The following is a 13,515-nucleotide window of genomic DNA, read 5'->3' on the forward strand; positions in this document are numbered from 1 at the left end:
CACTGTATATATCGGGTATCGCTGAATAGTTACGATTGCCAATGTTGGCAATATGATACCATTTGTATTTTTTATTGTTTCACACACGGATAGACCGTCAGTGCACGGTGCAAGTCCCTTTTATATATAAGGGCTTGCACCGTGCACTGAAATTGTAGCCGGAATCTTTCTAAAAGATTTTCAATCAAATATTTGGCGGCAGTTCATATTTTTTGTACCTTTGAACGCGATAAATACAAGTGTGTATTTCTCATAACAGTATCTATGGGTACTCTCAAAATACTCTCTTGTGGCTACAATTTGGTTACAGAGAGAAAACTGGAAAGTATAAATTGCTATGATACAAGGAGTTGAGAAAAAGGTTCATTTTCCTCTCTCTCCGCAAACAAGGGCGTAAATCAACGAGTTACGTGATTTACACCCTTTATTGCACCCAAAATTTTTGATACTATGAATATCAACCTCATAACTTATCGGGGTATGACGTACAAATAAATATTAATGCTTAGTGTTTGGAATATTTTGTATGATTAGCTCGCTCTTGCCAAACGGATAAGCTTTTCTTATAGTTACCCTTCACTTAGTGTACAATATTTCTTGTGAACTCTTTAGTAAGAATGGCATACTCTTTCCTATATCTTTCAAATCGCTCAATATCTTTGGGTGAAATATGTGGTAAACGCCGAACATCCATGTTGTGAGTTAAATCGTTTATTTTAACGGCTTTTGCTAACGGATCTCTACTTATGCACTTGATATATTCTTCTCTGCTTTTGGTTGTATGGTGATTGAGTAGAAGTAATGCTTTAGAAATTTTATCTCTTTCTGGAGCAAGCAAGGTGTCTTTTGATTCTTCTTCAAGCATCATTAGAATGGAGTCAATACTATTAGGTGTATCTTCATTTGCATCATGAAGATATCCAACAACCTTTTCCTGCCATGTTTTTCCCAAGGAGGCAACGTAAGACAAGTGTCCACTAAAGTAGTTTACACCAGCCTTATCTTTTTGATCCTTATGTAGTCGCTGTGCTACTTTGGCTGCTGCAACGACCCACTTGTTATTTTCTTCCATCTTCGTCTATTTAATAACTCTTAATCAGCGACAATGCCATATTAACTCTATCCTTAGCGTCTACTCCATCAGTTTGAGGTATCTTTTCTTCATACAAAGTTTCTCCTTCTTTATTTAGTACTATAAAATACCCTTGCTTATTAACAAGTTTGTTTCCTGATGGTAACATTAGAGGATTTCCCCAATTATCCAAAAATAAATTCTCTATTTCTCCATATTTATTGTATATTGCAAGGGAAATTGCATCCCAATAACGCCCACGATAGGTATTGGCACTCATTATATTTAACTCATAGCTGTTTTTCCAGTCGTACTTTCCGTTGGTTGGTTTTGACAGTATGCAAGGATACTTTACGAAATAATATCTCCAATCTTTAGGAGTTTCTGTTGCTTTTAGATAAGTGTCTATTCTTTCATTCAGCTCTTCTTCCGTGACTGCAGGGCTATTGTCTAACATTTCCGCAAGCACACGCCGTGTATTTTCGAATCCGCCTCTCTGGTTAGAAGGATGTAGCAGCTGTTTCCAAACGTCTTCTGCCCCATTGCCTATCTGCTTGTAATTGTTAATGGTTTGACCATAATCTCCATAAGTAAGCAATGCCCTACTGATGGTTTGTAATTCGATATTAAGAAAAGTACGAAGTTTTTCTATCATGTCTGGCTTTCCCAAATCTGCTATAGCAGTACATCCGTAAAGAAGATGATGGTCTTCTAAATGGAACAGACTATCAACATACGCAGAATGGGTTTCACACCAAATTAGCTTATTGAGTTCCTCTTCCTTCTGCTGTCGATTGAATCCTCTGTCTTCCTTGCTGACTGAAATTTGTCCCTCTAGGATAATCTGTTCGGTTTCTTCCAAGAGTTTTTGTATACGATCTGTTCTCAATTCGTAAATTGAGTTCCACACAAGGTTGCGTAGAATCCGAAGCCTGCGACGAAATATCTTATCATCAATATGTTTACCTTCAGTGTTCCTGATAATAAAAGCATATAGCATTATTATTTTATTTATAGTAAAAGAGCTTCTTCTTCGTCCTATTCCCCGATAATTTTCACAACAGTCCTTAAACAAGTTGGTATTCCAATCGTAAACTTTTACTTTAGACTCTTCATATTTGGAATTTGCAAGGTAACTGCTGAAATACTTATCAATATCCCCAATCTCACACCAACAATCAAAGTATCTTTCCAATAAATTGATATTCTGGTTATCTTCATCTTTGTAAACCGATATCATTTCAAAATAACTATTACCAGTATCAAAATCTTGATCTGCCCCAATAATATCGGTACCCTTCTTGATACATATAATGTCTGTAACAAAATGGAAATAAGCAAGAAACTCTTCGTCAATAATATTGTTATCTCCTCGGTAAGGCCATAGCATATTAGTCCAGTCTTTGTCTATTTTCAGGCTGAAATCTTCCCGTTTTATCAAATTTGTCAGCTCTGCCTTGAAATGTTCAAAATCTGTAAGAGGCTTCCCGCGTGAATTCATCTTGATATAAATATCATCAGTAACCCCCATATCCTCAAGGGTTCTAAAACAGAAAGTAATCTTCTTATTCTTGCATATTTCCTCCCATAGGTCATCTATATCATGGAAAGTAAGCGCAATATCATCCAACATTTGAAGCATAGATATCACAGTAGAATCGTTATCCCAAGATAGCGAGTACCACGCCTCGTTATGTATCTGTGCTGAAATAGGGTCTTTACTTTCAGAGACAGGAGTAAACTCTTGCAAATGTTCGCAAAAGCGCCGTGCGCTGATACGAGTTGAATATGTAAACTTACCCAAACACTCCCATTCCTCTTTTGCTATGCCATCGCGCTTGGCTGCATACCAATGTAATAGAAACAGAGTGGTAAGCCGTTGCTGACCATCCAAAGGAATAAGCTTCTTATCCTTTGTAAGACTTCCATAAATGAAATCTAGACTTATCCCTTTTCCTTTTACAGCCTCATGCAAAGCTTGCAGGAATCTACCACGCTTTTTTGCTTCTTGTTTGCGTCCTTGGGCATAATCTCGCTGGATAAGAGGTATTTCTATGCCATTTAACTCTTGTTGGCACACATCTATAAAGCTATATTGTTTCATTTATTCTCCAGTTATTGAGGTTAGATATGGGGACAGGGCTTCGCTTATTGCAGACATATAGGCTTTGCGGTCGTTTTCGTCCCATGAATGTAATTGCGAGTTTATTTCACTATTATAGTATTTGAGGAATACCATGCGTGTGCAGTATGGAATGAAGTGTCCCTTTTTATCCATTTGGATGATTTGCTGCCGTTTTACTTCAAACACAGAATTGTTCAAAGCTGCATTATCAGCACAGTTGAGTAGAGCCATATTAGATAGATTATCTATATATTCACCATTTTCCTCTTCTGAAAAGAAGCTAAACACATCTCGCTGGAGAGTGGTAAACAATTCTCTGCTCACTACTTCTAATTTAAGAGCTTCTGTTATTCTTGATTCTAACTCTTTAATATCTTCGCTATTTCCTTTTGGCAAAACTTCGTAATGAAGCCTTAACCATTCTTTTCGCTTCTCGCTTGTGTTCAAGGTTTCAGCATTCTGAGCATGTATATGTTCCATACTCCATTTTACACCATTTGCCTTATATTTATCAAAGGGGAAGCGCAGACTATCATCATCGTTTTTCATTATTGAGATAATGTTGAAAAGGAGCAATACATTATGAATGTCTTGGTAATTATCGTGATAATTTAAGTTCTCCAGCGATTCTATATCTTTAAGACTTTCTTTTATCTTGCAGTCAATATAGCTACTTACCTCCGACTTCTTCATCTCTTTTGTTTCATTAAGTAAACGGCGAAGGTTTTCTTGGTTCAATGCAACAAGATATCCAACCTTATGGAATAATTCTCTGCTCTCATACCATTCTTTTAGTTGCTCATAAAAGGCTATAATGCTATTCCATACATCTATCTTATTCCCTTGTTCATTAATGCGCTGATTGAAGAAAAAGAAGGTTGCATACTTATCTTTCGTTTTTCGTCCACCAGCCATCATGTCAAATAGCAATTCTATTCGGTTTGGGTATTCTTTTGGATTATAATTGGTAAGAAATGCCCAGAAAGCCGGAGAGTGCAATTCTTTTTCGATATTATCCCACTCTGCCGCTATTTCTAATTGTCTACCATTAGTCAATCCGCTATTTCTACTTAAAAACAATGCTCTTACCAACTCTGAGTTAGTGAGAGGGATACGACCAATATTTAATCGGGTAAAAAGTTCTACCCCGCTAACATTTTCCTCCGGTTCGTACCATATAACTTTCACATTATCGTTAAGTTGCTGATAAAAATTAATACATACCCCCAATAAGTCTTCACCATTCTTTTGCTTCTTTTCAAACCAACCTTCAATTGTTTCAAAAGCATTGGCAATGAAAAAGAAATCTATGTTGTCTTCTTTCTTACTAAAGTCTATATTTTGAAGATAATCATGTGTTTCCTTTCGGGTTTCATAAGTAATATCATAGCGAATACGGACACTAGGAAGCTGTTTACGCAGATAACTAAGTATTAGATAAAGCGTTGTAAGTCGTTGCTGCCCATCGATAAGTTCGTAATTATTTTTGCCGATAGCCTTTACGACAATTGGCTGGAGATAATAATTCTGCCCATGTTGCTTGCCGTTTTCCGTAATATCATTTAATAGTAGTTCTACTTCTGATGTTCCCCATCTATAGCCACGCTGATAGTCTGGAACAAAAAAACTACCTTCAATTTTCAGTATACCTTTAGGTTCAAATTCCATATTTGCCTTATTTATTTCTAATGAACAAAGGTAATAAATTAGCCTCAATAAAACAAAGAAACTCTGAGTATTAACATAAAGGGCTGGGCTTTATTCTTGGTTTCAGAACAAAGGCATTTAAATCTGATAGCGTGCGATGACGAGTTTATCTCTGAAAGTGTGATTTTAGGCTGCTGTTTTTACACTTAGTGAGCCCTTATGATTTCCTCACATTTCCTGATACTTCCCACTGCATCCTTGCCTCTTGGAATAACATCAAAGGTCCTCTACTTTTGCATCGTCAGACCTGACTAAATGCCCTATGCGCAAGGGCGAATTATTCATTTCAAAACGATCGAATTATGACGATAAACGAATTATTGGGCAAACCTGTTTGGCAGATGACCGGCGAAGAGTTGTTTTTCCTTGCACAACACGGCAATATGTCCACAAGTGGAGAAACTGCAAAGGTTTCCTCCTCCAAAGAAGAAAGACGGTATGTATATGGCTTGGCTGGCATTGCACGTCTCTTTGGGTGCAGTCTGCCCACGGCTAATCGCATCAAGCAAAGTGGTAAAATCGACCGTGCCATCACGCAAGTAGGTCGCAAGATTATTGTTGATGCCGACCTTGCGCTGGAGTTGGCAGGACGAAAGACTAGAGGACGAGGATGAATACGACAGATTATGAAAACATTTGGAAAGCATCGCTCATCCATGTAACGGACGAGTTCTCGCTTCCGCCTGTTGTGCTGCAAGCAGGCGAAGCCATCATCGGTACGCTGGGCAACTTCAGTGTCTCGACAGGCAAGGCGAAAGCCAAGAAGACTTTCAATGTGAGTGCCATTGTTGCAGCAGCCCTTATCAATGGACAAGTGCTGGAGTATCGGGCATTATTTCCCGAGAGCAAGCGCACTATCCTCTACTTTGACACGGAGCAAAGCCCTTACCATTGCCAACTTGTGATGCAACGCATTCTGCGATTGGCGGGACTCCCGATTGATAGAGAGCCGGAGAGTCTAAAGTTCTGCCACCTCAGAGCCATTGCCGACCCGAACGAGCGCAGAGAAATCATCCGTTACGCCATTTACAACACGCCCAACGTGGGACTGGTGGTCATTGACGGCATTCGTGATTTGATGCTCGACATCAACAACTCAACGGAGGCGACTAGACTTGTAGGCGACCTGATGCAGTGGACGAGCGAGCAGAATATCCATATTCAAACCGTGCTTCACCTCAACAAAGGCGATGACAACGTGCGAGGGCATATCGGCACAGAACTCAACAACAAGGCAGAGACCGTCCTGCAAGTCACGAGGGACAACACGCTGCCCGAGCGAAGCATCGTTGCCCCTGCCATCATTCGTTCCAAGCCTTTCGACAAATTTGCTTTTCGGCTCAAGGAAATGGAAGATGAGGTGTGCGTTCCTGAAATCGACCATACCTATACGGACAATGAGCGCAACCCCCACCGCTATTCTTACCACGAACTAAGCGACACAGAACATCGAAAAGTATTGACACAAGCCTTTTCTTTGCACGAAGTCTTGCCCTATGGCGAACTTATCGTGGCACTCAAAAAGGCTTATACTGAGGTCGTAGGGCAATCTTATGGGCAAACCAAACTCAAAGAACTTCTGCAATTTATGCTCAACAAAGACATGCTGATAAAGGAAGAACGAGGGAAATATCGGCTCAACCAAGATAACCAGTCCTAAAACCTTTGGTCGGTCGGACGCAGGCTATATATACCTGAACCAACCCGACCAAAGAGAAATAAGTTTGGTCGGTCGCAAATGGGTGCCTATAGTTTACGACCGTCCGACCAAACAAGAATCAACCAGCCTCCAAAAGAAAATAGGCTGCGTCAATTTCATTTCAACTTAAAACAAAACAACAATGGAAATACAACACATCAAGCAAATTTCTATCACCGATTATTTGCAACAACAGGGCTATCCCCCTGCGCGAATACAAGGTATTCACTATTGGTACTGCTCTCCGCTGCGTAATGAGCGCACACCATCCTTCAAAGTCAATACAGAGCGCAACCAGTGGTACGACTTTGGCACTGGCGAGCATGGAGACATCATCGACCTTGTATGCGCTTTACATCATTGCGATATGGCAGAAGCATTACAACTATTGGAGAATGGGACGTCATTAAGACCAAGACCTTTTTCTTTTGGAGGAAAGAAGGATTTTGCTGAACATAAGCTGAAACTTCTTTCCGTGGTGTCACTTACCAGTCCACACTTGCTGAATTATATTTCAGAACGAGGGATTAACTCAGCCATCGCCAATGAGTTTTGCTATGAGATAAACTACCGCAATGCAGGACGATTGTTTTATGCTATCGGCTTTGCTAATGATGCTGGCGGATGGGAAATCCGTAGTCTATATTTCAAAGGATGTATCGCACCGAAGGCGACCACAACGATTAGAAGAGGAAGCGAATGCCTACAAATCTTTGAGGGCTTCATGGATTTTCTGTCATGGCAAACGTTCCATCCTTCTTCCACCTGCGATGCCATCGTGCTCAACTCTTTGGCACTTTTGCCCCGCATCAAAGAACAGATTGCGGGCTATCGAGAAGTGGAAAGTTTTCTGGATAATGACGATGCCGGGCGAAAATCATTTGCCGTTTTGAAGCAAATTTTTCCGCAGGTCATTGATGGTGCTACACGCTACCGAGAGCACAAAGACCTCAACGAATGGCTCGTATCTAAGTCCCAACTCAAAGAAAAGCAACCGTTACTACCGACCACGAAGCATGGTATCAGAAGATAGTGTGTATCTGGGAAGCAAGTTTGTGTTTTGAGTATCTCAAAACCTCCTTGCTCCCTTCCCTAGGGAGAGAAAATCCCGTTGGTCTCATGAAAAACAAGAAGTTATGGAACAGAAGAATAAGGGTGGACGCCCCACCAAGACGTTGTCTGAAAAACGAAAATATCAAGTACTGCTTCGACTCAACACGATGGAGTATTACACCCTGCAGGGCAAAGCTCGTGAAGCCTCTATGTCGCGCACTGAGTTTTTGCGACAACTCATCACCAAAGCAGAGATAAAGAGTCGTATCAAACCCGAAGATATGCAACTCATTCGTTGCGTTTCAGGGATGGCAAACAATCTCAATCAGATAGCCCATCAGCTCAATACTTTCGGTATCTCTGCAATCCATGAAGATTTGAATGCGCTAAAACAACTTATTCACGAACTCTTGAAACGATTGAAATCATGATTGCCAAGATTATACAAGGAACAGACTTCAATGGTGTCATCAATTATATGCTCAATAGGCCGGATGATAAAGCGAAAGTCTTAGCTGCTACTGGTGTACGGAGTACTCTGGCAAATGATATTGCACACGACTTCAATTTGCAAGCATCTATGCGTCCAAATGTACAAAAAGCAGTTTGTCATACCATCCTCTCATTTTCTGCAAATGACGCCGAAAGATTAACGGATGCTATGATGGTGAAGATTGCCGATGAGTATTTAGAGAAAATGGGCTATGCCGATACACAGAGCCTGATTGTAAGGCACAGTGACCGCCAGCATCCGCACTTGCATATTTGCATCAACCGCATTGGCAACGATGGCAAGACCATCACCGACCGCAACGAGAAATATCGCTCCACAAAGATTTGCAGAGAATTGACTGAACGTTATGGCTTGACTATTGGGGAAGGAAAACAAAAGGTGAATCGCCCTCGATTGCGGGGGGAAGATAAATTGAAGTATGAGATATTCGATGCCATCAAGGCAGTGTTACCCCAATCGAAAAATTGGAAAGTTTTTGTTGCTGGTCTAGAGCAACAAGGTATTACCACTCGTTTCAAGACGAAAGGCAATACCGATGTTATCCCAGGAATCATCTTTGTAAAAGACGGATGTAGTTTTAGTGGGTCGAAGATAGACCGCTCATACTCCTTTGCTCGACTTAATGAAACGCTCAATCAAAATAATCAGCAGCAACAGTATGAACAACTTGTACTAGTGTCTAAGGAGGTTTCTGAAGGATCGAGTAATTTTCTTACAGAACTATCCGAAGCATTCGTCGAAAGTTTCACACTGCCAACGTCTAATGCTGGTGTAGATGTAGACGAAATACGTTTTCAAAAGAAACTTCGCAATAGAGCTAATCGCAAACGTAGAATTTAATCACATCAAATTTATATCAGTATGAATAATGAAACAGCCCCCATTCTCGACATCCTCGAAGAACTCAAACAAGAATGCAAAACCATCAAGAAGTCACAGGCAGAACTTCGTACTGCTTTGGTTGAGCAACAAAATACGAAGCCTCAAGATAACACCCAAGTGCCCAAAGCTGTACACCTCCAACTATCCCAAGAAACGAAAGCCAAAATCAAAGAGCACCAACTTTTTGTTTTGGCGGCATTAGAAGAGTCGTTCAAGAAACTCGACACAAAGTTTGAAGCCTTACAAAAACTTATCAGCGAGCAACAAAAGCCAGTGGTGTTTAAGAACTACTCGCTCTTTGCTAGTGTACGTTTAGCCGAGCGAATTTTACTAGGTCTTGTTTGCGGTTTAGTCATGGTGAGTTGTTGGTTTTTCTCCATGGGTGCTCATGAACTTCAAACCGCCTCTGACTACGAGTTGCGTTACCGCTATCTGCGTATGCAAGGCAAAGCCACCGTCTCAGACTTTGCTCATCTTGACAGTATGTTTATCTCGCATCGCAATCCCCAAGCCATCCATCAGTTAGAGCAGAAGGTTATCAATTACGAACAAGCCCTACAACGACAATCCGAGTTACTGATGGAACAGAAACGTATTTTGCAGGAGCAGGGTGAATTGAAGAAGCATTTGAAAGAATAAAATACTCCCCCAAGTAGCATTTTTGCTATTTAGGGGAGATTATTCTATTCCTTTGAAGATTTCTTAGGAACATCAACCTTATTAAGTCCTTGTTCGACCTCTTCAATTGTGGGCAATTTTGAAACAATTTCCTTCGGTATGATGTTATTTAGTCGTTCCTTAAAAACTATATTTCAGCATAAAACTTGTACTGACAAGCTCTATGCTGATTCTTTTTATAAGGTACAAAAGAACTCTCATAGCTCTTTTGAAGTTATATGCTGCCGCAGCTAATAATACATTGATAGCATCTCCTTTCACACCTTTATAAAAGTTGCGAGATAATCGGTGGTCTGCTTTAAGATGTCCTATTGTTGGTTCTATACCTGCTCGTTTACAAAATAGTTTGTGTTTCTTTTTCTTTTGGTAGTAGCTGTCTTTAGCTTTAGGAACGTCTGGAATGAGTATCTTTGTCTGCCCAATCTGCTTTATACCTCTATACCCTCTATCTCCTGCTAACTTATCAACCTGCTTTCCTGTCATCCTTTGGGTTTGTTCTAACGTCTTTTCGATAGTATGCCCATCATATTCATTCCTAAAAGAACATGCACCAAGAATAAGTCCTGACCATGAGCGAAGAATAGATACTTTATTGCCAAACTCATATTGCTTATGTTCCTTACCTTTGCTGACGCAAACAACATCTGGTTCGTGCAGAGAATATACTTTGTTCTTTGACTTCCTATTCTGAGAAAGAACTCTGTAATATAGCTCAAACATCTTCTCATATCCTTTCCTTCTCCCAAGATTACGCTCTAGCTCTCTTACTAATCTACCTGCTATGGTCTTCAGTTGCCTATCTGCCTTAAGAGCTTTCTTACGATTCTTGGGATGATTACGAAAACGTTGGGAACGGTAAATGCCTTTCAAGGTACGCGTATAACTCTGTCGTAGAGGAAGACAATTGTCATGAACGATCTTCAGAACGTTTTTGATTATCTTTTTATGCAACTTGGCATCTCAAGGATTGGTTATATTCTTCTCCTGCACGGTAGAATCAATGAAAGCAGTATCAAAATGATCTTCGTCATCATGGTTGGTATTAACACGGATACTTTCTGCTAATATTAACTCCATACCTTCCTCACCTATACGATTTCTGAAGTGAACTAACTCGGAAGCGTCACAGGGTTGTTTTGGCATAAATTCAAGTCCACCACAGAAATATTGATAGTAAGCATTCTCACTCCATTGAAAAACAACCATTTCATCTGACACATTACGCAAATGTTTTAAGATTAAAAGACCACACATCAGGCGAATAGGATGAGCCGGGCGACCATTATTGCTGCAATACAAAGGAGAAAAAGCATTTTCAAAACATTCCCAATTAATCTTATTACTAAGTTGGAAAAGGGGATGTTGATGACTAAGCATGTCCTCTAAAGAAGAGAACATAGAGAGCTGTTTAGATGTACGTTTAAGCATAAATATCTGCAAGAATTATAGTGTAAAGGTACAAAAACTTGCAGATATAAGCAAGTAATTTACAGGATAATGTACTATGAATCAGCAGAATATTAGGTTTATAAGGGAGGACTATTTATTTCATAAGCAGCCACACCTAATGGCTTATTGATGCCATTGAAAGCCCATTCCACTTTGGTCTCATCTTTTGTCTTACAAATGAGAAGCCCTATCGCAGGGTTGTCTTCTTCTTGCTTCAGCAATTTGTCAACTGCCGTAACATAGAAATTGAGTTTACCAACATATTCTGGTTGGAAGGCATGGGTTTTCAACTCTACAACCACATAGCATTTAAGGCGAATATGGTAAAAAAGCATATCAATCCGATAAGATGTTCCTGACACCACAAGCTCTACCTGCCTGCCACAAAAGGAAAAACCTTTGCTCAGCTCCAGAAGTAACTGAGTGATGTGTTTGGTCAATTCATCTTCCAAATCCCTCTCGTCATAGTCTTCGCGCATGGTGAGAAAATCAAAGTTGTAGGGGGCTTTTAATGTCTCCTGCGCAAGTTTGCTCTGCAAAACCACATTCACAAGGAGGTTGTCGTTCTGCAAGACAGGCTCAAAAATAAGGACCGTGATCTGGCACATCAGTGTAAGAATCAGAAAGCCTACGAAGAAGAGTGAAGTTTCATTCAGCGGTATATGCCTCTATTCCTTATCCTCCTCAATGTACGCAGGCTCTTAACGTTTATGGGTTTCTCGGATGATCAGATAACGCAAATGTATCGCACTGGAAACACCATGCAAGCCAAAGCCAAGATCTATTTATCCATGTACAGACGCTACTTCGAGGAAGATGGCACGATGCTCTGCATTGAAAACGATTCAAAGCAGAATCCCTTCCTCTCCATCAACGGTTTATCCGTCCCCGACTGGTGAGAACACAAGTCGTAGCAGCTCATCAAACGCAATTGAGAGAATTACAATTCTTTTACTTCAGATAAATTAGGACATCTCTTTCTCATCGAATCTATAATAACTTTTCCTCTGTCAGTTTTAAGTAAGCGTAGAACTAACTTGGAATAATTATCTGTAGCAAGTTCAAAGAAAGGAGAAACTCTTTTGTGTAGGCTTTTTCGATTATATAGCAAAAGAAGTTCATCATAACTCTGTTCTGCTATAATTTGATCGATCTGATTTTCATATTCCTCATACATGCCATCCGTGTCAATTTGATCAACAATATCCTTTAGTTGTTTTCTTAGATCGGCTTTTGTTGGTTTCTTTCCTACACTGTAACCCTTCAGTTTATGGTGTATATCTCTTTCGCACATTTTACATATTTGCGTTTCTTTTTCTTTTAAGAACTCTTTAAAAACGAACTCCTTAACTATTTCAAATATATTATCAGCAGATAATTCTTGATTTTCAGCAACAGCTCTGACAACTCCTTCAAGGAGATATAAATTTTCTATTTCAGCAATAGGCAATACTTTTATATTGTTATTCTCAATGGCATTTATCTCTTCGCGAGTCATATAGTCTCTGTCAACAATACCAACGATATTGTTATTGTGTAACTTCTTGACTTCCTCATTATTGAAGGCTTTGGTCATAGCAATTACGTTATAACAATTGCCGCAAGGAATTACATTATAGCCATCATAAATATATGAATATAGATGAGAGTCATAACTACCCTTCTCTCCTTCTACAAATAATACAGGCTTTCTACTTCCAAGAACCTCAAAGTAGAGCTTGTCGGGAATATCAGCATTAGGGGCAAGAATAGAATACTCCCAAGTCAAGTTCCCTTGATATGATTTGACCCAGATCTTGGCAGCATCTTTTCTAGAAGCTGCAAAATCAAGATCATGCGTTATATACACAAGGGTTTTATCAGAACAACGCTTTTCAATTTCATCCCATAACCTATGCATAATCGCTTTATGTAAATGAATTTCCGGTTCATCTATTACAACAATAGTGTTAGTAGGTGCAATAAGGCATTGTCCTATTAAGTAAATAGCAACACGTTCTCCATCAGACATGTTGTTCGCTTGATATGTAGTCGTTTCATCACTAGGAAGAGCAACTTTAATGGAAGCATCTTCTAACTTTATCTTCCGATGAGGAAACACAGAATCCCAAACTTCAATAATAAGGTCTGAGATCATTTTAGGGACCTTATTGTGTGTTTTTTCTTCTGCTTCTAATTGCTTACACTCTTTCACATAAGCTTTATTTTCTCTATTCTCTCTAGCAAAGACTGCAGACAACACGCTTTCATAATCATTTACTAGAGTTGATGTAGGTTTTCCCCATTCCCATTTAAATCCTTTACTAAAGTTTCCCACCCTAATAAATCGATAGAAA

At 39.7% G+C, this 13,515-nt stretch carries 12 protein-coding genes and 1 pseudogene; 7 read left to right on the forward strand and 6 right to left on the reverse strand.

The annotated features are described in order from the left end of the window. Positions 1-580: 580 nt before the first annotated feature. From HMPREF2955_RS01145 to HMPREF2955_RS01155, 3 genes are read right to left on the reverse strand one after another with little or no spacing between them, the layout of a single operon-like run. On the reverse strand, positions 581-1,072 hold the full coding sequence (locus HMPREF2955_RS01145; protein WP_019186882.1) for a hypothetical protein: 492 nt from the start codon (positions 1,070-1,072) through the stop codon (positions 581-583). Between the two features lie 10 nt (positions 1,073-1,082). Then, on the reverse strand, positions 1,083-3,176 hold the full coding sequence (locus HMPREF2955_RS01150) for a DUF262 domain-containing protein (RefSeq protein WP_070720128.1): 2,094 nt from the start codon (positions 3,174-3,176) through the stop codon (positions 1,083-1,085). Further along, a complete protein-coding gene (locus HMPREF2955_RS01155; RefSeq protein WP_019186880.1) occupies positions 3,177-4,865 on the reverse strand; it encodes a DUF262 domain-containing protein in 1,689 nt (562 codons plus the stop codon). A gap of 341 nt (positions 4,866-5,206) precedes the next feature. Between HMPREF2955_RS01155 and HMPREF2955_RS01160 the strand changes: the two genes are divergently transcribed. The 6 genes from HMPREF2955_RS01160 to HMPREF2955_RS01185 all read left to right on the forward strand — a co-directional run bounded on the left by HMPREF2955_RS01160 (position 5,207) and on the right by HMPREF2955_RS01185 (position 9,691). After that, positions 5,207-5,518, forward strand: a complete 312-nt coding sequence (locus HMPREF2955_RS01160; protein ID WP_019186879.1) for a DUF3853 family protein — start codon at positions 5,207-5,209, stop codon at positions 5,516-5,518. After that, positions 5,515-6,564 carry an AAA family ATPase gene (locus HMPREF2955_RS01165; RefSeq protein ID WP_019186878.1) on the forward strand — a complete coding sequence of 350 codons (1,050 nt, stop codon included), beginning with the start codon at positions 5,515-5,517 and terminating at the stop codon, positions 6,562-6,564. The genes HMPREF2955_RS01160 and HMPREF2955_RS01165 overlap by 4 nt, the downstream gene beginning before the upstream one ends. Before the next feature lie 181 nt (positions 6,565-6,745). Continuing rightward, positions 6,746-7,636 carry a CHC2 zinc finger domain-containing protein gene (locus HMPREF2955_RS01170; RefSeq protein ID WP_070720130.1) on the forward strand — a complete coding sequence of 297 codons (891 nt, stop codon included), beginning with the start codon at positions 6,746-6,748 and terminating at the stop codon, positions 7,634-7,636. A gap of 103 nt (positions 7,637-7,739) precedes the next feature. Continuing rightward, complete coding sequence (locus HMPREF2955_RS01175) at positions 7,740-8,087, forward strand: MobC family plasmid mobilization relaxosome protein (RefSeq protein ID WP_019186876.1); 348 nt, start codon at positions 7,740-7,742, stop codon at positions 8,085-8,087. Next, positions 8,084-9,010, forward strand: coding sequence for a relaxase/mobilization nuclease domain-containing protein (locus HMPREF2955_RS01180; protein ID WP_070720132.1), 927 nt, complete (start codon positions 8,084-8,086; stop codon positions 9,008-9,010). Before HMPREF2955_RS01175 ends, HMPREF2955_RS01180 begins: the two co-directional genes overlap by 4 nt. Positions 9,011-9,031: 21 nt before the next feature. Further along, a complete protein-coding gene (locus HMPREF2955_RS01185; protein WP_019186874.1) occupies positions 9,032-9,691 on the forward strand; it encodes a hypothetical protein in 660 nt (219 codons plus the stop codon). A 159-nt stretch (positions 9,692-9,850) separates the two neighbouring features. Here HMPREF2955_RS01185 and HMPREF2955_RS01190 read toward each other — a convergent pair. Next, a pseudogene (locus tag HMPREF2955_RS01190) lies at positions 9,851-11,158 on the reverse strand (IS5 family transposase). Between the two features lie 98 nt (positions 11,159-11,256). Next, positions 11,257-11,787 (reverse strand): DUF1016 domain-containing protein, encoded by a 531-nt coding sequence (locus tag HMPREF2955_RS01195; protein ID WP_019186871.1) that lies wholly within the window; start codon positions 11,785-11,787, stop codon positions 11,257-11,259. 54 nt (positions 11,788-11,841) lie between these two features. Between HMPREF2955_RS01195 and HMPREF2955_RS01200 the strand changes: the two genes are divergently transcribed. After that, a complete protein-coding gene (locus HMPREF2955_RS01200) occupies positions 11,842-12,078 on the forward strand; it encodes a hypothetical protein (RefSeq protein ID WP_070720134.1) in 237 nt (78 codons plus the stop codon). 41 nt (positions 12,079-12,119) lie between these two features. Here the strand turns inward: HMPREF2955_RS01200 and HMPREF2955_RS01205 are convergent, their stop codons facing one another. Continuing rightward, positions 12,120-13,496: a DUF4435 domain-containing protein gene (locus HMPREF2955_RS01205; protein WP_246830029.1), complete on the reverse strand. Its 1,377-nt coding sequence runs from the start codon at positions 13,494-13,496 to the stop codon at positions 12,120-12,122. Between the last annotated feature and the right edge of the window lie 19 nt (positions 13,497-13,515).

This window comes from Prevotella sp. HMSC073D09 (genome assembly GCF_001814145.1).
Classification (GTDB): domain Bacteria; phylum Bacteroidota; class Bacteroidia; order Bacteroidales; family Bacteroidaceae; genus Prevotella; species Prevotella conceptionensis.

Bases quoted from the DNA above. Each gene is read 5' to 3' on its own strand.
- HMPREF2955_RS01145 (WP_019186882.1), bottom strand. From the start codon at position 1,072: ATGGAAGAAAATAACAAGTGGGTCGTTGCAGCAGCCAAAGTAGCACAG.
- HMPREF2955_RS01150 (WP_070720128.1), bottom strand. From the start codon at position 3,176: ATGAAACAATATAGCTTTATAGATGTGTGCCAACAAGAGTTAAATGGC.
- HMPREF2955_RS01155 (WP_019186880.1), bottom strand. From the start codon at position 4,865: ATGGAATTTGAACCTAAAGGTATACTGAAAATTGAAGGTAGTTTTTTT.
- HMPREF2955_RS01160 (WP_019186879.1), top strand. From the start codon at position 5,207: ATGACGATAAACGAATTATTGGGCAAACCTGTTTGGCAGATGACCGGC.
- HMPREF2955_RS01165 (WP_019186878.1), top strand. From the start codon at position 5,515: ATGAATACGACAGATTATGAAAACATTTGGAAAGCATCGCTCATCCAT.
- HMPREF2955_RS01170 (WP_070720130.1), top strand. From the start codon at position 6,746: ATGGAAATACAACACATCAAGCAAATTTCTATCACCGATTATTTGCAA.
- HMPREF2955_RS01175 (WP_019186876.1), top strand. From the start codon at position 7,740: ATGGAACAGAAGAATAAGGGTGGACGCCCCACCAAGACGTTGTCTGAA.
- HMPREF2955_RS01180 (WP_070720132.1), top strand. From the start codon at position 8,084: ATGATTGCCAAGATTATACAAGGAACAGACTTCAATGGTGTCATCAAT.
- HMPREF2955_RS01185 (WP_019186874.1), top strand. From the start codon at position 9,032: ATGAATAATGAAACAGCCCCCATTCTCGACATCCTCGAAGAACTCAAA.
- HMPREF2955_RS01195 (WP_019186871.1), bottom strand. From the start codon at position 11,787: ATGTGCCAGATCACGGTCCTTATTTTTGAGCCTGTCTTGCAGAACGAC.
- HMPREF2955_RS01200 (WP_070720134.1), top strand. From the start codon at position 11,842: ATGCCTCTATTCCTTATCCTCCTCAATGTACGCAGGCTCTTAACGTTT.